Here is a 17736-nt window from a genome sequence, read left to right on the forward strand (position 1 = left end):
GGCGAGTCGACCCGGAAAGCGTCATCGAGCCGCTTGGCAAAGCTTCCCGCGCACAGATGCGCATAGCGCAGCAGCATGCGGGTATCGCGGTGGCCGCTGAAGTGCTGAAGGTCGACCAGCGAGAACCCGCCGGGCGTGCGGCTGCCGGCCTCGGCGACGCGGGAAATGGCTTCATGGCGCAGGTCATGGATGCGCACCTCGTTGCCGCCAGTCAGGCCCGCGGCGATGCAAATGCGTTGCCAAGCCTTGCGCAGGCCGTCGACACCGATTGGGAACACCAACTCGCTGGCGCGCGGCAGCCGGCGCAGCAGCTCGACGAGGTCGCTGCGAAGAGGCAAGGTGCGGGGCCGGCCATTCTTGGTTTCTGGCAGGAACGCGGCCTGGCCGTCCAGGTTCACGTTCGACCAGGTCAGCGTCAGCGTCTCGCTGCGGCGGGCGCCAGTCATCAGCTGGAAGTGGATGAAAGTCTCCAGCATCGGAATGTGCTCGTACGTCTGCTCGGCTTCCGCCTGGTAGCGCTGTCGAGCGTCCTTGATAACCTGCTTGCGCCGGTACACGGTGGTCGCGCTGTTCGCGTCCTCGCGTTCTGCTGCCATCAACTGCTCGAGGCGCAGAGCGATGGAATGTGCGCAGTCCTCCTCGCGGGCGGCGGCCAGCAAGCGCGCCTCCTCGCCATCCTTCAGGCGGCGGTCCCGCTCGTTGTAGTAGCGGGGCCGGCGTACACCGTCCATCGGGTTCTTGGCGACGTGAATCCGCCAAGTGTCGATGGCGATGTGGCAGACCGCCGAGAAGATGTCGATTTCGCGGTCCACCGTGCTCGGCTCGACTACCTGGCAGCGCTCTTCGATGTAGTCGCCGAAGTCGTCCGGGACGATGGCGGCGAAGGGCTTGCGGATGAACTTGCTGGTATCCGACGGCTGCCCGACGCGAGTGCCCGTGGACCTGCGGATTTTCATGGCCGCGACTGTGGGACAAGGGTTGGGATGCGCGTCGCGAATCTCGGCGAGGTCCTGCCGGGGCAAGCCGGCGTCCTCCAGCCACGCATTGATTTTGTAGCCGAGGACCTCGAAGCTCTTGTCGCGCGGCGCCTCGTCGCGAAGGTAGCGAATCAGCAGGTCGGCGAGGGTCGTCTTGTGCCCCTTCGCATAGTCGATGAAAAGCCCCTGGCGCTGCTCGCTCTCGATGCGCTGCTTGATGGCGATGGCTTCCGCTTCGCTGTGCGCGGTGAGGAACTGGTTCTTGTGCGCGACGCTGCGTGTCCGGACGACATAGTGGTCGTCGAGGCTGGCCAGCCTCGGCTTGAGTCCCTGCAACTGCAGCGTCTGGACGTAGCGCTGGATAGCTTGGTCAGCGTTGTGGGAAAAGGTCCGGGTCAGGTCGTCGCGGTTGCGGACGGTGACGCGGATGCGCGAGCGGTTCTCGATGGACGCCATGGCAGCGATGCTCCAAGGTTGGGAGCAACGTATAGGCGTAAGGCAGGGGGATGATTCGCGATTTGTAGCGAAGTGGCGGAGATTGCCACTGATTTGCCACTGCGGACCCTGAAAACAAAAACAGCGGACATCTAGTCCGCTGTTTTTGCAAGGAAACCTGGTCGGGGTGAGAGGATTCGAACCTCCGGCCTCTACGTCCCGAACGTAGCGCTCTACCAGGCTAAGCTACACCCCGATTTTTGCTCTTCGGACTTCGCCGTCTTCGTGAAGATTTCTGCGTCGTCTCAAGCAAGAACGTAACTATAACGATGTTTTTTCTAAAAGGGAATACTTTGACGAAGAAAATTTTCGAGACAGAGCATCGCTTCCCGTTCGCGGCGTGTTCATGACTGCCGCGACGTCGAGTACGAGCACAACCCGAGCAGGCTTTCCTTGTAGATCGAATCGGGGAACGCGGCAATCGCCGCCGCCGCCGCCTGCGCTTCCTGACGTGCGCATTCGAGCGTGTGGTCGAGCGCGCCCGAGCGCGTGATCGCTTCGAAAATCGTGTCGAAGCGATCGGTGCCGCCCTGTTCGATTGCCTCGCGTGCGAGCGCCGACTGTTCGGGCGTGCCGCGTTCGATCAGATAGATGAGCGGCAGCGTCGGCTTGCCTTCGCGCAGGTCGTCGCCGGCATTCTTGCCCATCGCCTCGGCGGTGCCGGCATAGTCGAGCCAGTCGTCCATGATCTGGAATGCGGTGCCGATCCGGCGGCCGTATTCGGCGGCGGCGGCCTCGGTGGGCGCATCGGCGCCCGCGAGCACCGCGCCCAGGCGCGCCGATGCCTCGAACAGCTTCGCCGTCTTGTAGCGGATCACCTGCATGTAGCGCGTTTCGTCGACGTCCGCGTCGTGCATGTTGAGGAGCTGCAGCACCTCGCCTTCGGAAATGATCGTCGTCGCTTCGGACAGGATCTCCATCACGCGCATCTTGCCGACGCCGACCATCATCTCGAACGAGCGCGAGTAGAGGTAATCGCCTACCAGCACGCTCGCCGCGTTGCCGAACAGCGCATTGGCGGTCTGGCGGCCGCGGCGCAGTTCGGATTCGTCGACGACGTCGTCATGCAGCAGCGTGGCCGTGTGGATGAACTCGACGACGGCGGCCAGCACGTGCCGCTGGTGCGACGTTTCGCCGAGCGCGCCGGCGACGAGCAGCAGCAACGCCGGACGCAGCCGCTTGCCGCCCGCGCCGATGATGTACTCGGCGATCTGGTTGATCAGCAGCACGTCGGACGCGAGGCTTTGCCGGATAACGCGATTCACCTGCTCCATGTCGCTGGTGATCGGGGCGAGCAGGTGGGCGGCGCTGAGGGTGGGGGAGGCGGTGGACGACGACATGATGATGGAATTGGGTGATGCGGCGGATTATAAGTCGAATCCGCGATATGCCGGTCTGTCAGACGTGCCGGCGGCGCGATTTTGGCCGTCCGGCAGAGGCCCGCGCGCGGTAATCGTCGATCGGTTTTGACTTCGGTGCTAACCCCATGTATAATCACGTGTTTTCCGCGCGTGGTGTGCGGAAAAATTGGATCCAGAGTGAGGTTCTCAATGTACGCGGTCATAAAAACCGGCGGCAAGCAGTACAAGGTTGCCGTTGGCGAAAAACTCAAAGTAGAACAGATACCGGCTGACATTGACGCTGAAATCACGCTCGACCAGGTTCTCGCAGTGGGCGAAGGCGAATCGATTAAGTTCGGTACGCCGCTGGTCAGTGGGGCTTCCGTCAAGGCCACCGTTGTGTCGCACGGTCGTCATGCCAAGGTCACCATCTTCAAGATGCGTCGCCGGAAGCACTACCAAAAGCACGGCGGCCACCGCCAGAACTACACTGAGCTGCGCATCGACGCGATCAACGCGTAAGCGCCTCGGTAAAGGAGCAATCAGATGGCACACAAAAAGGCAGGCGGCTCTTCCCGGAACGGCCGCGACTCCGAGTCGAAACGTCTCGGCGTGAAAGTGTACGGCGGCCAGGCAATCAATGCCGGCGGCATCATCGTGCGTCAGCGCGGTACGCGCATGCACGCTGGCGAGAACGTCGGCATGGGCAAGGATCACACCCTGTTCGCGCTGGTCGACGGTCACGTCAAGTTCGCGACGAAGGGCGCGGACAAGAAGCATCTGGTCATCGTCGTCCCGGCGGCTGCCTAAGTCAGGCACCCACGGGCTTCGTAGCCGAAAGGCCCCGCAGTCTTCGCGGGGCCTTTTTTATTGGGTCGCCGCCCGCAAGTGCGGGCCGGCGACCCTCGCGCAACCGGCGTACGATCGGCCGAACGGCAGATTGTTCAAGCGTGCCGGCGCGCGGCACAATAGCGGAAATACTGGGCGGAGTGACGAATGAAGTTCATTGACGAAGCACGAATCGAAGTCATCGCCGGCGACGGAGGCGATGGCAGCGCGTCGATGCGCCGCGAGAAATTCGTCCCGTTCGGCGGGCCGGACGGTGGCGACGGCGGCCGGGGCGGTAGCGTTTACGCGATCGCCGACCGCAACATCAACACGCTGATCGACTACCGTTACGCGAAGAAGCACCTCGCGCGCAACGGCGAAAACGGCCGAGGCTCGGATTGCTACGGCAAGGGCGGCGACGATGTCACGCTGCGCATGCCGGTCGGCACGATCATCAGCGACATGGATACGGGCGAACTGATCGCCGACCTGACCGAGCACGACCAGCAGGTGATGCTCGCGCAGGGCGGCGCCGGCGGTCTCGGCAACCTGCATTTCAAGTCGAGCACGAACCGCGCGCCGCGCCAGAAGACGGACGGCAAGCCGGGCGAGCGACGCATGCTGAAGCTCGAGCTGAAGGTGCTCGCCGACGTCGGCCTGCTCGGCATGCCGAACGCGGGCAAGTCGACCTTCATCTCGTCGGTGTCGAACGCGAAGCCGAAGATCGCCGACTACCCGTTCACGACGCTCGCGCCGAATCTCGGCGTGGTGCGGGTCGGCCCGAGCAAGAGCTTCGTGATCGCCGATATCCCGGGGCTGATCGAAGGGGCGGCCGAAGGCGCAGGCCTCGGGCATCAATTCCTGCGTCACCTGCAGCGCACCGGCGTGCTGCTGCATCTGGTCGATCTTGCGCCGTTCGATGAAAGCGTCGATCCGGTCGCGGAAGCGACGGCGATCGTCGGCGAACTGCGCAAGTACGACGAGGCGCTCTACGAGAAGCCGCGCTGGCTCGTGCTCAACAAGCTGGACATGGTGCCGGAAGACGAGCGCGAGGCGCGCGTCGCGGATTTCCTTGACCGTTTCGGCTGGGACGGCCCCGTGTTCGAGATCTCGGCACTGACGGGCCAGGGCTGCGAAGCGCTGTGCTACGCGATCTACGACTACCTCTCCGAACATTCGGACGCGCATCGCGCGGCGGAGGCGGAGGATCTCGCGGCCGACGTGCGTTTCCGCGATGCGCCGCCGGCGAAGGGCGGTGCGACGCCGGGCGACGACGCCTGAACGTTCGCTAACGCGCCGGGCGTGCCGCCGCGTTGGCGTTCAATCGCGCCCGGCCGGACAGGCATCAGATACAGGAGACAGTGCAGGATGCGTTCGATCATCGCGGATTCGAAGCGATTGGTGGTGAAAGTGGGCTCGAGCCTCGTGACCAACGACGGCAAGGGGCTCGATCATGCTGCAATCGGCCGCTGGGCAGCCCAGATCGCGGCACTGCGTGCGCAGGGCAAGGAAGTCGTGCTCGTCAGCTCGGGCGCGATTGCCGAAGGCATGCAGCGGCTCGGCTGGAGCAAGCGGCCGCGGGAAATCGACGAGCTGCAAGCCGCCGCCGCGGTGGGGCAGATGGGGCTCGCGCAAGTCTACGAGAGCCGCTTCACCGAGCACGGCATTCGCACCGCGCAGATTCTGCTCACGCACGCCGATCTGGCGGATCGTGAGCGCTACCTGAACGCGCGTTCGACGCTGCTCACGCTGCTGCGGCTCGGCGTCGTGCCGATCATCAACGAGAACGACACGGTCGTCACCGACGAAATCAAGTTCGGCGACAACGACACGCTCGGCGCGCTCGTCGCGAACCTGATCGAAGGCGATGCGCTGATCATCCTCACCGACCAGTCGGGGCTGTTCACGGCCGATCCGCGCAAGGACCCGAACGCGACGCTCGTCGGCGAGGCCAACGCGGGCGCACCGGAGCTCGAGGCGATGGCGGGCGGGGCCGGTTCGAGTCTCGGCCGCGGCGGGATGCTGACGAAGATCCTCGCGGCGAAGCGCGCGGCACACAGCGGCGCGAACACCGTGATCGCGAGCGGCCGGGAGGCCGACGTGCTCGTCCGGCTGGCGGCCGGCGAGGCGATCGGCACGCAACTGATCGCACGTACCGCGCGGATGGCGGCACGCAAGCAATGGATGGCCGACCATCTGCAGGTGCGCGGCCACGTCGTGATCGATGCGGGCGCGGTCGAGAAGCTGACGGCCGGCGGCAAGAGCCTGCTGCCGATCGGCGTGATCGACGTGCAGGGCGCGTTCGCGCGCGGCGAAGTGATCGCGTGCGTCGGCCCGGACGGGCGCGAGGTGGCGCGGGGGCTCACGAACTACAGCAGCGCGGAAACGAAGCTGATTCACCGCAAGCCGAGCGGCGAGATCGAGGCCGTGCTTGGCTACATGCTGGAGCCCGAACTGATTCATCGCGACAACCTCGTGCTGGTGTAATCGCCGGCCGGGTTTCGTCGTTCAAATGAAAAAGCCCGCGCGATGCGGGCTTTTTTGTGCGGCGGACGATGTGGGCGGCCCGCATCGCGCGCCGTCAGCGCAACTGCGTCATCGCGGTGCGGTGGAACCGGATGTTTTCGAGAATCTGCCGGGTCGAGCCCTGCGGCATCTTGTTCGAGCAGAAGTAGTCCTGGTAGAGCGCGGAGTGGTAGGCGTTGAGCTCGCCGTTCTCGATGCGCCGCCAGTCGTTTTCCACCGTGCGATCCCAGCCGTTGTGGTCGGCGTTCAGGCCGGCGTACTGGCGCCATTCGTAGGTGTCGCAGCGGATGCCTTCGTAGTTCACGTTGCGTGCACCGGCCGGGCTCGTGATGACGACTGCGTAGCGCACGACGCCGTCGGTGCCGACCTCGAGCGACTTTGCATCGACGAAGAACTTGAGCGGCGTGTTCTGCGACACGTTGAACGGCAGCAGATCGCCCGTTTGCGGCAGCGGCGGCAGCGTGTCGACGGCGTTTTCCTTCCAGGTTCCCTGACGGTCGAGCAGGTACACGAACTCGCTGTCGTCCTTGTTGGACGGCGCTTTCGAGTTCGCGCAGCCGGCCAGGGCGGCCATCGCGGCGATCGATGCGAGCGCGAGAGCAATCGCTTTCAATATGCATTCCTCGTAAAAAAAGGGCGCGACACCAAGGTCGCGCCCGGTCATGCAGTCCGACTCGTCATTTGCCGACGATCACGTGGGGCGGCATCTCGTCGAGCGTGCTCGCTTCCACTTCGATCTCCGAACAGACTACCGATGTATCGACAATCGTCAGCGTCTGGGCCTGTGCGCCAATGACGCGCGGATAGCGCGACACACGCGGCCCGCGCGGCTTCTCGGCTCGCTGCGCCGGGCGGCGCAGGAAGCGCGACAGTTCCGTCAGCGCCAACTGATAGACATCCCGCTTGAACTCGATCACCGCATCGAGCGGCACCCAGTACTCGTTCCAGCGCCACGCATCGAACTCCGGGTGGTCGGTCGCGCGCAAGCAAATGTCGCAATCGCGTCCGACCATCCGCAGCAGGAACCAGATCTGCTTCTGGCCGCGGTAATGACCGCGTACTTCGCGTTTGATGAACTTGTCAGGCACCTCGTAACGCAACCAGTCGCGAGTGCGGCCGATTATCTTGACGTGTTCCGGATGCAGGCCCGTTTCCTCGTGCAGTTCCCGGTACATCGCCTGCATGGGGGTCTCGCCGTACTTGATCCCACCTTGAGGAAACTGCCAGGAATGCTCGCGGAGCCGCTTGCCCCAAAACACCTCGTTGCGCGCGTTCAAGAGGATGATGCCGACGTTCGGGCGAAAGCCTTCACGATCCAGCATACAACCACCTTCGAATCCTTTAAAATTGCTTTGATTATAAACAGATAACGGGCGCTGCGCACCGTGACGGAGCGAATCCGCGCGGGGTACACCGGCTGAATTGTCCCTGATTAGTCTGCTACGTCGTCTGCGCCATCGTCGTCCCTCGTTGTTCGCCGCGCGCAGCTTTTTCACCTTGAAACTTTTTCGGGCGCCCCGCCTGGGGGCGCCGTTTTTGGAACCGTCCGCATGAAAGCTTCCCGTTTCTTTATCGGCACCCTGAAAGAGGCACCCGCCGACGCAGAGATCGTCAGCCACAAGCTGATGGTCCGCGCCGGCATGATCCGTCGCGTCGCCGGCGGCATCTACAACTACCTGCCGGTCGGCCTGCGTTCGATTCGCAAGGTCGAGGCGATCGTGCGCGAGGAAATGAACCGGGCGGGCGCCATCGAGCTGCTGATGCCGGCCGTGCAGCCGGCCGAGCTGTGGCAGGAGTCGGGCCGCTGGGAGCAGTACGGCCCCGAGCTGCTGCGCTTCAAGGACCGCAAGGACAACGATTTCGTGATCGGGCCGACGCACGAGGAAGTCGTCACCGACATCGCGCGCAACCAGATCAAGAGCTACCGGCAGATGCCGGTGAATTTCTACCAGATCCAGACGAAGTTCCGCGACGAGATCCGGCCGCGCTTCGGCGTGATGCGCGGCCGCGAATTCATCATGAAGGACGCGTATTCGTTCGACAAGGATGCGGCCGGCCTGAACGAGTCGTATCGCAAGATGTACGACGCGTACGTGCGCATCTTCACGCGCCTCGGCCTCGAGTTTCGCGCGGTGGCGGCCGACAGCGGCTCGATCGGCGGCAACTTCTCGCACGAGTTCCACGTGATCGCCGACACCGGTGAGGACGCGATCGCCTACTGCCCGACGTCCGAATTCGCGGCGAACGTCGAGGCGGCCGAAGCGCTGCCGCTGATTGCCGAGCGCGCGGCGCCCGCCGAAGCGATGGAAAAGGTCGCGACGCCCGGCAAGGCGAAGTGCGAGGCCGTGGCCGAACTGCTGTCGATCCCGCTCGAGCGCACGATCAAGTCGATCGTGCTCGCGACCGACAACGAAGGCGCCGAGCCGACCATCTGGCTCGTGATGCTGCGCGGCGATCACGACCTGAACGAGATCAAGGTGTCGAAGCTGCCGGGCCTGAAGAACCACCGCTTCGCGACCGAGCAGGAAATCGTCGAATGGTTCGGCACGCCGCCGGGCTACCTCGGCCCGGTCGGCACGAAGAAGCCCGTGAAGGTGATCGCGGACCGCACGGTCGCGAACATGAGCGACTTCGTCGTCGGCGCGAACGAGGTCGACTATCACATCGCCGGCGTGAACTGGGGCCGCGACCTGCCGGAGCCGGAAGTCGCCGACGTGCGCAACGTGAAGAAGGGCGACCCGTCGCCGGACGGCAAGGGCGTGATCGACATCTGCCGCGGCATCGAAGTCGGCCACGTGTTCCAGCTCGGCACCAAGTACTCGGAAGCGATGGGCGCGACGTTCCTCGACGAGTCGGGCAAGCCGCAGCCGATGCTGATGGGCTGCTACGGCGTCGGCATCACGCGCATTCTCGGCGCGGCGATCGAACAGAACTTCGACGACAAGGGGATCATCTGGCCCGAGTCGATCGCACCGTTCGAGGTCGTGCTGTGCCCGATGGGCTATGACCGCAGCGACATGGTGCGCGAGACGGCCGACAAGCTGTACGCGGAACTCGTCGCGGCCGGTATCGACGTGATCCTCGACGATCGCGGCGAGCGCCCGGGTGTGATGTTCGCCGACTGGGAACTGATCGGCGTGCCGCATCGTCTGGTGATCGGCGAGCGCGGCCTGAAGGAAGGCAAGATCGAGTACCAGGGCCGCCGCGATGCCGAAGCGACGCTGCTGCCGGCCGACACGGCCGCGGCGGCGGTCGCGGAGAAGATCCGCGCCGCGCTCGCGCACTAAGCGCGGCGACCGGGCGACACGATGGAATACACGTTCCTGTCGGCCACCGTGCTCCTCGTGCTGATCACGGATCCGCTCGGCAACATCCCGCTGTTCATTTCGGCGATGCGGGATGTGCCGCGCGAGCGGCGCGTGAAGCTGATCCTGCGCGAAGTGGGGATCGCATTCGTGATCCTGCTGTTCTTCATGCTGGTCGGCGACCGCTTCCTGCGGATGATGAGCCTCACCGACCTGTCGCTGCGGCTCGGCGGCGGGATCGTGCTGTTCCTGATCGCGCTGCGGATGATCTTCCCGCATCCGGACGGCGCGCTCGGCAGCGATCCCCGTGCGGGCGGCGAGCCGTTCATCGTGCCGCTCGCGATTCCGGCGCTGGCCGGGCCGTCCGCGCTCGCGACGGTGATGCTGATGACGTCGCAGGCGCCCGGCAAGATGCTCGAGTGGGTCGGCGCGCTGACGGTCACGATGATCGTCTGCGCGATCACGCTGGTGCTGGCCGAGCGGATTCAGCAGTGGCTCGGCGAGCGGACGGTCGCCGCGTTCGAGCGGCTGATGGGCCTCGTGCTGGTGGCGATCTCGGTCGAGATGCTGCTGGCCGGCATCCGCGCGTTCGTGCACCAGTTGTAACGCAGGCGGCACGCGCGAAAAAAAGCGGCGCTCCGGGCAACCGGAGCGCCGCTTTCCATTTATATAGCAGGCCGGGCGGCGATCAGACGTTCGCGGTCAGCGCGCGGATCGTCGGCAGGTTGCGCCAGTAGCCCTTCGCGTCCATCCCGCAGCCGAACACGTAACGGTCCGGCACCGAGAAGCCGCAGAAGTCGGGGTGCAGCGGTTTCGCCTTCGCGAGCGTCTTCTCGCACAGCACGGCCGACATGAAGCGCTGCGCGCCCATGTCGAGGATGCGGTCGCGGATCGCGGCCATCGTCTCGCCTTCGTCGAGGATGTCGTCGAGTACGAGCACGATGCGGTCCTTCACCGATTCGCGCGGCGCGACGCGCCAGTGCATCTCCGGGCTGCCCTGCGTCGTGTTGCGGTAGCGGGTCAGGTGGATGTAGTCGAATTCGAGCGGGAAATCGAGATGCGGCAGCAGCATCCCGGTAAACACCGCGGCGCCGCCCATCACCGAGAGAACGAGCGGGAACGCGTCGCCGATTTCGGCGCGGATCGCGTCGGCCATCTTCGAGATCGACGCGTTGACGGCGTCGGCCGAGACGATCTCTTCGGAGTGGTCGAAAATGTGGAGGGCTTCTTCGCGGTTCATGTGTTCTGGCGGGCAGTCGGTATACAAATAAGGATGAAGCAGAACGGCAGGCGCGCGCTACGGCAAAAACCCGCGCGCCGGCCGACGGACGAAATCAGCGCATGCCGGGCATCATGCCCTTCAGGCCGCGCATCATCTTCTGCATGTTGCCGCCCTTCAGCTTCTTCATCATCGTACGCATCTGGTCGTACTGGTTCAGCATCCGGTTGACTTCCTGCACCGGCACGCCCGCGCCGGCTGCGATGCGGCGCTTGCGCGTCGCCTTGATGATTTCGGGTTTCGCGCGCTCGGCGGGCGTCATCGAGCTGATGATGCCTTCCATCCGGCGGATCGACTTTTCGGCCTGACCCATGTCGGCGCCGGCCGCCGCCTGCTGGAACTGCGCGGGGAGTTTGTCCATCAGCGACGACAGGCCGCCCATGTTCTTCATCTGCGAGATCTGCGCGCGGAAATCGTTCAGGTCGAAGTCGCCGCCTTTCTTGACCTTGTCGGCGAGCTTCTGCGCGGCCTGGACATCGACGCCGCGCTGCGCTTCCTCGACGAGCGCGAGGATGTCGCCCATGCCGAGGATCCGGTTCGCCATCCGGTCGGGGTGGAACACCTCGAGGCCGTCGAGCTTCTCGGCGACGCCGACGAACTTGATCGGCTTGCCCGTGACGTGGCGCACCGACAGCGCGGCGCCGCCGCGCGAATCGCCGTCGAGCTTGGTCAGCACGACGCCGGTGAGCGGCAGCGTGTCGTTGAACGCCTTCGCGGTGTTGACCGCGTCCTGGCCGAGCATCGCGTCGACGACGAACAGCGTTTCGGCCGGCTTCAGCGTGCCGTGCAGCGCGGCGATTTCCTGCATCATCGCCTCGTCGATGCCGAGGCGGCCGGCCGTGTCGACGAGCAGCACGTCATGGTAGTGGCGCTTCGCCCAGTCGACGGCGGCGAGCGCGATGTCGACGGGCTTCTGGTCCGGCGTGGACGGGAAGAAGTCGGCGCCGACCTGCTCGGTCACCGTTTTCAGCTGCATGATCGCGGCCGGGCGATACACGTCGCACGACACGGTCAGCACCTTCTTCTTGTACTTCTCGCGCAGCAGCTTCGCGAGCTTGCCGACGGTCGTGGTCTTGCCGGCGCCCTGCAGGCCGGCCATCAGGATCACGGCGGGCGGCGTGACCGCGAGGTTCAGCTCGGCGGCCTTGCCTTCGTAGTCGCCGCCGATCACGGCGGTCAGTTCCTTCTGGACCACGCCGACGAGCGCCTGGCCCGGCGACAGGCTGCTGATCACTTCTTCGCCGAGCGCCTTTTCCTTGACCTTGGCGATGAATTCGCGGACGACCGGCAGCGACACGTCGGCTTCCAGCAGCGCGAGACGCACCTCGCGGAGCATCTCCTGCGTGTTCGCCTCGGTGAGCCGGGCCTCGCCGCGCAGCGTCTTGACGACGCGCGCCATCCGTTGAGTGAGATTGTCGAGCATGGGGAGCGTTGGACAGTGGGGCCCGAAGGCGCGGCGGAACCGAACAAAAGGGAGCCGTCGCGGGAAGGGGGCCTAGTGTAAACTTCGAACATGGATATTGTACTGTATGCCCTCACCGCATTCCTGTACGGCGGCCTCGCCGTCGCAGGCTGGCGTACGCACCGTCAGGGCGCGACGTCGCTCGTCGCGAGCGTGCCGGCCGTGCCGGTTCCCGCGTCCGCCGCGTCCGGGATGAGCGGGGCCGGCCGCGCGCTGCTGTTCGCCGCGCTGCTCGCGCATGGCGTGCTGCTCCACATGACGATCTTTCCGAACGACGCGATGGTGTTCGGCTTCGCGTTCGCGCTGTCCGCGATGTTCTGGCTCGGCGCCGGCATCTACTGGATCGAGAGCTTTTTCTTCCCGCTCGACAGCCTGCGCCTGCTGGTGCTGCCGCTCGCGTGCGGCGCGTCGCTGCTGCCGCTCGTGTTCGGCGGCGTGCGGGTGCTGCCTTATGCCGCGGCACCGCTGTTCAAGCTGCACTTCCTGATCGCGAACATCGCGTACGGCCTCTTCGCGATCGCCGCGCTGCACGCGGTCCTGATGCTGATGGTCGAGCGGCGCCTGCAGTCGCTGCGTAGCGGCGGGCGCGACGGCTCGACCGGCTGGATCGCGAGCTGGCTCGAAACGCTGCCGCCGCTGCTCACGCTCGAGAAGCTGCTGTTCCGCCTGATCGGCGCCGGCTTCGTGCTGCTGACACTCACCCTCGCGTCGGGCATCCTGTTCAGCGAGCAGGTCGATGCGCGCGCGCTGCGGCTCGACCACAAGACGGTGTTCGCGATCCTGTCGTGGCTGATGTTCGGCGGCCTGCTGGTGGCCCGCAAGACGTCGGGCTGGCGCGGGCGCGGCGCCGCGCGCTGGGTGCTCGTGTCGTTCGCCGCGCTGCTGCTCGCGTACGTCGGCAGCCGGTTTGTTTTCGAGGTGCTGCTGCACCGCTCCGTGGTTTGACCGCAGGTTTCCGATGCGACAGATTCTTCTCCTGATTCTTCTCTTCTTCGCGGGTTCGTGGCTCGCGCGCAAGCTGCGTCACGCGCAGGAACAGGCGCAGGCGCGCACCGGCCGCGGCGCCGGTTACGACGAGGCGCCCGGCGCTGGCGCCAGTGCGGGTGCCGCGCGCCCGAACGGCGACGCGCGGTCGCTGCCCGAGCCGATGGTGCGCTGCGCCGAATGCGGCGTGCATGCGCCGAAGGGCGACGCGATTGCCGCGAGCGGCGAATACTTCTGCAGCGCCGAGCATGCGCAGCGCCACGCCGCGCGCGTGAACGGTCGCGACGCACGATGAGCGACGCGGCGGTGTTGTCGGTCGACGCGAACGGCTGGGTGCGCGAAGCGCGTCATGCGCCGTCGCCGAACTTCGAGGCGCGGCCCGCGGGAGCGGTGCCGACGCTCGTGATCGTTCACAACATCAGCCTGCCGCCCGGCGAATTCGGTGGCGACGCGATCGAGGCGCTGTTCCTGAATCGCCTCGACTGCGATGCGCACCCCTATTACCAGAGCCACCTGCGCGGCGTGCGCGTGTCCGCCCATTTCCTGATCCGCCGCGGCGGCGAGCTCGTGCAGTTCGTGTCGTGCGACGAGCGCGCATGGCATGCAGGCTCGTCCGAGTTCTTCGGCCGCGCGCGCTGCAACGACTTCTCGATCGGCATCGAGCTCGAGGGCGCGGACGACGTGCCGTTCGACGATGCCCAATACGCGGTGCTCGCCGCGCTCTCCCGCGCGCTCGCCGCGCGCTACCCGGTCGACGCGTTCGCGGGGCACTCGGACGTCGCGCCGGGGCGCAAGACCGACCCGGGCCCGCATTTCGATTGGCAACGCTTCGCGAGCGATGCCGGTTTTTCCGCCGAATACTTTCCTTTCCGTCAGCACTGATCGCGGGGTTTTTTGATCGGAGAAAGTTTTTTCTCCGATCAATGCCTTGCCGTGTCTGCGCGTGAGCGATGTCAAGACCTCTATCGCAAATTATCCGTTTGGACGTCCTCCGAATGTCCACTATACTTGGTGCCAGTTGAGTAGTTCTGTACTAGATATAGTGTGTGTCGCAGGGGAAAACCCGAGCGGCACCGGCCGGCGGGCAACGCCGGCGGACAGGGTTCTCAGGGCGGCGCGTCAGGCCGGGCGGTCCGGGCGTCGCGATCAGCGCAGCGAACATCGACGGGGCAGGGTATACATGACGAAGCACACGACCGGCTGGGTTGTCGCGCATCGACCGAACCGGCTTCCCCGGCGCATCGCTCGCCTCTTACCGCTCGCGCACCGCATTGCGCAGCGTTCGTTTTAATCCGCGGTTCTCTCCGCACCATCCAACACCAGGAGCTTTGCACATGCAAACCACCGACAACGCGACGTCCCAGTACGAGAGCGCCTCGAGCCGTCCGCTCGGCGGGACCGAACAGGGCGCGAAGGCGCTCGCGCCGCAGGCCACGTTCGCCGACTACAAGGTGATCCGCCGCAACGGCAGCGTGGTGTCGTTCGAACCTTCGAAGATCGCGATCGCGGTGACCAAGGCTTTCCTGGCCGTCAATGGCGGGCAGGGCGCGGCATCGGCGCGCGTACGCGAGCAGGTCGAGCAACTGACGCACAACGTCGTTCGCGCGCTCGTGCGCAGCCGCCCGAACGGCGGTACGTTCCATATCGAAGACATCCAGGATCAGGTCGAACTCGCGCTGATGCGCGGCGGCGAGCACAACGTCGCGCGTGCGTACGTGCTGTATCGCGAGAAGCGTCACCTCGAGCGCCAGCATGCGGGCGAGGAAGCGGCGGCAGCGGGCGGCGAGTCGGCCACCGGCATCAACGTGGTCGACAACGGCGTCACGCGCCCGCTCGACCAGAACGCGCTGCGCGCGCTGATCGTGTCGGCATGCGACGGCCTCGGCGCTGCGGTTAACCCTGACCCGATCGTCGCGGAGACGGTGAAGAACCTGTACGACGGCGTGCCGATGAGCCAGGTCTACGACTCGGCGATCCTCGCTGCGCGCACGATGATCGAAAAGGACCCGGCGTACAGCCAGGTCACGGCCCGCATCCTGCTGCACACGATCCGTCGCGAGATCCTCGGCGAGGAAGTCGTGCAGGCCGAGATGTCGACCCGCTACGCCGAATACTTCCCGCAGTTCCTGAAGCGCGGCGTCGACGCCGGCCTGCTCGACGACAAGCTGCTGCAGTTCGACCTGAAGCGCCTCGGCGAAGCGCTCGACGCGAACCGCGACCTGCAGTTCGGCTACCTCGGCCTGCAGACGCTGTACGACCGCTACTTCCTGCACGTCGAAGGCACCCGCATCGAAATGCCGCAGGCATTCTTCATGCGCGTCGCGATGGGCCTGTCGCTGAACGAGATCGACCGCGAAACGCGCGCGATCGAGTTCTACAACGTGCTGTCGAGCTTCGACTTCATGAGCTCGACGCCGACGCTGTTCAACTCGGGCACGCACCGCTCGCAGCTGTCGTCGTGCTACCTGACGACGGTCGCGGACGATCTCGACGGCATCTATGAAGCGCTGAAGGAAAACGCGCTGCTGTCGAAGTTCGCCGGCGGCCTCGGCAACGACTGGACGCGCGTGCGCGCCCTCGGCTCGCATATCAAGGGCACGAACGGCAAGTCGCAAGGCGTGGTCCCGTTCCTGAAGGTCGTGAACGACACGGCCGTCGCGGTGAACCAGGGCGGCAAGCGCAAGGGCGCGGTCTGCGCGTACCTCGAATCGTGGCACCTCGACATCGAGGAGTTCCTGGAACTGCGCAAGAACACCGGTGACGACCGTCGCCGTACGCACGACATGAACACGGCGAACTGGATTCCCGACCTGTTCATGAAGCGCGTGATGGAAGGCGGCGACTGGACGCTGTTCTCGCCGTCGACCTGCCCGGACCTGCACGACAAGTTCGGCGCCGATTTCGAGAAGGCTTACACGGCTTACGAAGACAAGGTCGCGCGCGGCGAGATCAAGCTGTTCAAGAAGATCCCGGCGGCGCAACTGTGGCGCAAGATGCTCGGCATGCTGTTCGAGACGGGCCACCCGTGGATCACGTTCAAGGATCCGTGCAACGTGCGCTCGCCGCAGCAGCACGTCGGCGTCGTCCACTCGTCGAACCTGTGCACGGAAATCACGCTGAACACGAGCGACACCGAAATCGCGGTGTGCAACCTCGGCTCGGTGAACCTCGTCGCCCACCTGGTGAAGCAGGCCGACGGCAGCTACGCGCTCGACCACGACAAGCTGAAGCGCACGATCAGCGTCGCGATGCGCATGCTCGACAACGTGATCGACATCAACTACTACGCGGTGCCGAAGGCGCGTAACTCGAACCTGAAGCACCGCCCGGTCGGGATGGGCATCATGGGCTTCCAGGACTGCCTGCACCTGCTGCGTACGCCGTACGCGTCGCAAGAGGCAGTCGAGTTCGCCGATCGTTCGATGGAAGCCGTCTGCTACTACGCGTACCACGCGTCGACCGAACTGGCCGAAGAACGCGGCCGCTACTCGAGCTACCGCGGCTCGCTGTGGGATCGCGGCATCCTCCCGCAGGACACGCTGAAGCTGCTGGCCGAAGCGCGCGGCGGCTACGTCGAGGTCGACACGTCGGAATCACTCGACTGGACGGCGCTGCGTGCGCGGATCGCCACGCACGGCATGCGCAACTCGAACTGCGTCGCGATCGCGCCGACGGCGACGATCTCGAACATCATCGGCGTGTCGGCCTGTATCGAGCCGACCTTCCAGAACCTGTACGTGAAGTCGAACCTGTCGGGCGAATTCACGGTGGTGAACGAGTATCTCGTTCGCGACCTGAAGGAACGCGGCCTGTGGGACGAAGTGATGGTCGCCGACCTGAAGTACTTCGACGGCATGCTGTCGCGCATCGACCGCATCCCGGCCGACCTGCGCGCGATCTACGCGACCGCGTTCGAGGTCGACCCGACGTGGCTGGTCGAAGCGGCATCGCGTCGCCAGAAGTGGATCGACCAGGCGCAGTCGCTGAACATCTACATGGGCGGCGCATCGGGCAAGAAGCTCGACGAGGTCTACAAGCTCGCATGGCTGCGCGGCCTGAAGACGACCTACTACCTCCGCACGATGGCGGCGACGCACGTCGAGAAGTCGACGGTCGCACACGGCGCGCTGAACGCAGTGCCGACGGGCGGTGCAGGCAGCGGCGGCTCGAGCAGCGGCGGCGCGCAAGGCGCGGCGGGCGGCTTCGGTGCGGCAGGCGGCGCTGCGTCGTCGGGCGCGGTCAACGCTGCAGCGGCGCTCGCGCCGGTCGAAGCAGACGGCCCGGTGTGCACGATGCGTCCGGGCGACCCCGGCTTCGACGAGTGCGAAGCGTGCCAGTAACGCAGTGCGCCTGACCTGAGAAGCAGGCTCGGGCGGCGCACACGACGACCGATCGAGGTTGAAGTGTGCGCCGCTCTCAACTAAAAAAATGATAAGGAATCTGTAACGCGACACCTGCGTTGCAGGCAATGACAAGCGATCGAAACATCCCCGACGACGTCGCGTTTCGATCAGCGTTCGATGCGTCGAGCGCACCTCGC

16 protein-coding genes and 1 tRNA gene are annotated in these 17736 nt (G+C 65.4%); 10 read left to right on the forward strand and 7 right to left on the reverse strand.

Annotation, left to right across the window (positions count from 1 at the left end; translation table 11 throughout):
* From AP428_RS37065 to AP428_RS00180, 3 genes are all read right to left on the reverse strand, one after another.
* The coding region (locus tag AP428_RS37065; RefSeq protein ID WP_054927338.1) for a site-specific integrase at positions 1–1433 on the reverse strand (1433 nt) is incomplete at its 3' end.
* A 158-nt stretch (positions 1434–1591) separates the two neighbouring features.
* Positions 1592–1668, reverse strand: a tRNA-Pro gene (locus AP428_RS00175).
* Between the two features lie 148 nt (positions 1669–1816).
* Positions 1817–2812, reverse strand: a complete 996-nt coding sequence (locus tag AP428_RS00180) for a polyprenyl synthetase family protein (RefSeq protein WP_011544516.1) — start codon at positions 2810–2812, stop codon at positions 1817–1819.
* Positions 2813–3022: 210 nt separating this feature from the next.
* On the opposite strand from AP428_RS00180, the gene rplU reads away from it, so the two are divergent.
* From rplU to proB, 4 genes are all read left to right on the forward strand, one after another.
* On the forward strand, positions 3023–3334 hold the full coding sequence (gene rplU, locus AP428_RS00190) for a 50S ribosomal protein L21 (RefSeq protein ID WP_006025184.1): 312 nt from the start codon (positions 3023–3025) through the stop codon (positions 3332–3334).
* Between the two features lie 24 nt (positions 3335–3358).
* Positions 3359–3622: a 50S ribosomal protein L27 gene (gene rpmA / locus AP428_RS00195; RefSeq protein ID WP_006476999.1), complete on the forward strand. Its 264-nt coding sequence runs from the start codon at positions 3359–3361 to the stop codon at positions 3620–3622.
* 186 nt (positions 3623–3808) lie between these two features.
* Positions 3809–4921 carry an Obg family GTPase CgtA gene (gene obgE, locus AP428_RS00200; protein ID WP_006476998.1) on the forward strand — a complete coding sequence of 371 codons (1113 nt, stop codon included), beginning with the start codon at positions 3809–3811 and terminating at the stop codon, positions 4919–4921.
* 87 nt (positions 4922–5008) lie between these two features.
* Complete coding sequence (gene proB, locus AP428_RS00205; protein WP_054927339.1) at positions 5009–6127, forward strand: glutamate 5-kinase; 1119 nt, start codon at positions 5009–5011, stop codon at positions 6125–6127.
* A 94-nt stretch (positions 6128–6221) separates the two neighbouring features.
* Here the strand turns inward: proB and AP428_RS00210 are convergent, their stop codons facing one another.
* Positions 6222–6830, reverse strand: a complete 609-nt coding sequence (locus AP428_RS00210; RefSeq protein ID WP_054927340.1) for a CNP1-like family protein — start codon at positions 6828–6830, stop codon at positions 6222–6224.
* Positions 6831–6843: 13 nt separating this feature from the next.
* Positions 6844–7488 carry an RNA pyrophosphohydrolase gene (locus tag AP428_RS00215; protein ID WP_006476994.1) on the reverse strand — a complete coding sequence of 215 codons (645 nt, stop codon included), beginning with the start codon at positions 7486–7488 and terminating at the stop codon, positions 6844–6846.
* 228 nt (positions 7489–7716) lie between these two features.
* Here AP428_RS00215 and AP428_RS00220 point away from each other — a divergent pair, with 228 nt between their 5' ends.
* Positions 7717–9453: a proline--tRNA ligase gene (locus tag AP428_RS00220; RefSeq protein ID WP_011694137.1), complete on the forward strand. Its 1737-nt coding sequence runs from the start codon at positions 7717–7719 to the stop codon at positions 9451–9453.
* A gap of 21 nt (positions 9454–9474) precedes the next feature.
* A complete protein-coding gene (locus tag AP428_RS00225) occupies positions 9475–10077 on the forward strand; it encodes a MarC family protein (protein WP_011694138.1) in 603 nt (200 codons plus the stop codon).
* Positions 10078–10159: 82 nt separating this feature from the next.
* On the opposite strand, the gene AP428_RS00230 is transcribed toward AP428_RS00225, so the two are convergent.
* Positions 10160–10711 (reverse strand): hypoxanthine-guanine phosphoribosyltransferase, encoded by a 552-nt coding sequence (locus AP428_RS00230; protein WP_006489240.1) that lies wholly within the window; start codon positions 10709–10711, stop codon positions 10160–10162.
* A 94-nt stretch (positions 10712–10805) separates the two neighbouring features.
* Positions 10806–12173 carry a signal recognition particle protein gene (ffh, locus tag AP428_RS00235; protein ID WP_006476982.1) on the reverse strand — a complete coding sequence of 456 codons (1368 nt, stop codon included), beginning with the start codon at positions 12171–12173 and terminating at the stop codon, positions 10806–10808.
* 90 nt (positions 12174–12263) lie between these two features.
* Between ffh and AP428_RS00240 the strand changes: the two genes are divergently transcribed.
* The 4 genes from AP428_RS00240 to AP428_RS00255 all read left to right on the forward strand — a co-directional run bounded on the left by AP428_RS00240 (position 12264) and on the right by AP428_RS00255 (position 17536).
* Positions 12264–13157: an inner membrane protein YpjD gene (locus AP428_RS00240; RefSeq protein ID WP_011544520.1), complete on the forward strand. Its 894-nt coding sequence runs from the start codon at positions 12264–12266 to the stop codon at positions 13155–13157.
* 13 nt (positions 13158–13170) lie between these two features.
* A complete protein-coding gene (locus AP428_RS00245; protein WP_011544521.1) occupies positions 13171–13491 on the forward strand; it encodes a PP0621 family protein in 321 nt (106 codons plus the stop codon).
* Entirely contained in the window at positions 13488–14078 is a 591-nt protein-coding gene (gene ampD, locus AP428_RS00250) for a 1,6-anhydro-N-acetylmuramyl-L-alanine amidase AmpD (RefSeq protein ID WP_011694139.1), read from the forward strand. The genes AP428_RS00245 and ampD overlap by 4 nt, the downstream gene beginning before the upstream one ends.
* Before the next feature lie 452 nt (positions 14079–14530).
* Positions 14531–17536, forward strand: coding sequence for a ribonucleoside-diphosphate reductase subunit alpha (locus AP428_RS00255; RefSeq protein WP_011544523.1), 3006 nt, complete (start codon positions 14531–14533; stop codon positions 17534–17536).
* Positions 17537–17736: the final 200 nt, after the last annotated feature.

This window comes from Burkholderia sp. E168m22 (assembly GCF_001319805.1).
Classification (GTDB): Bacteria; Pseudomonadota; Gammaproteobacteria; order Burkholderiales; family Burkholderiaceae; genus Burkholderia; species Burkholderia orbicola.

Excerpts from the sequence above, each read along its gene's own strand:
- AP428_RS00180 (WP_011544516.1), bottom strand. The coding sequence starts at position 2,812 with ATGTCGTCGTCCACCGCCTCCCCCACCCTCAGCGCCGCCCACCTGCTC.
- rplU (WP_006025184.1), top strand. The coding sequence starts at position 3,023 with ATGTACGCGGTCATAAAAACCGGCGGCAAGCAGTACAAGGTTGCCGTT.
- rpmA (WP_006476999.1), top strand. The coding sequence starts at position 3,359 with ATGGCACACAAAAAGGCAGGCGGCTCTTCCCGGAACGGCCGCGACTCC.
- obgE (WP_006476998.1), top strand. The coding sequence starts at position 3,809 with ATGAAGTTCATTGACGAAGCACGAATCGAAGTCATCGCCGGCGACGGA.
- proB (WP_054927339.1), top strand. The coding sequence starts at position 5,009 with ATGCGTTCGATCATCGCGGATTCGAAGCGATTGGTGGTGAAAGTGGGC.
- AP428_RS00210 (WP_054927340.1), bottom strand. The coding sequence starts at position 6,830 with ATGACCGGGCGCGACCTTGGTGTCGCGCCCTTTTTTTACGAGGAATGC.
- AP428_RS00215 (WP_006476994.1), bottom strand. The coding sequence starts at position 7,488 with ATGCTGGATCGTGAAGGCTTTCGCCCGAACGTCGGCATCATCCTCTTG.
- AP428_RS00220 (WP_011694137.1), top strand. The coding sequence starts at position 7,717 with ATGAAAGCTTCCCGTTTCTTTATCGGCACCCTGAAAGAGGCACCCGCC.
- AP428_RS00225 (WP_011694138.1), top strand. The coding sequence starts at position 9,475 with ATGGAATACACGTTCCTGTCGGCCACCGTGCTCCTCGTGCTGATCACG.
- AP428_RS00230 (WP_006489240.1), bottom strand. The coding sequence starts at position 10,711 with ATGAACCGCGAAGAAGCCCTCCACATTTTCGACCACTCCGAAGAGATC.
- ffh (WP_006476982.1), bottom strand. The coding sequence starts at position 12,173 with ATGCTCGACAATCTCACTCAACGGATGGCGCGCGTCGTCAAGACGCTG.
- AP428_RS00240 (WP_011544520.1), top strand. The coding sequence starts at position 12,264 with ATGGATATTGTACTGTATGCCCTCACCGCATTCCTGTACGGCGGCCTC.
- AP428_RS00245 (WP_011544521.1), top strand. The coding sequence starts at position 13,171 with ATGCGACAGATTCTTCTCCTGATTCTTCTCTTCTTCGCGGGTTCGTGG.
- ampD (WP_011694139.1), top strand. The coding sequence starts at position 13,488 with ATGAGCGACGCGGCGGTGTTGTCGGTCGACGCGAACGGCTGGGTGCGC.
- AP428_RS00255 (WP_011544523.1), top strand. The coding sequence starts at position 14,531 with ATGCAAACCACCGACAACGCGACGTCCCAGTACGAGAGCGCCTCGAGC.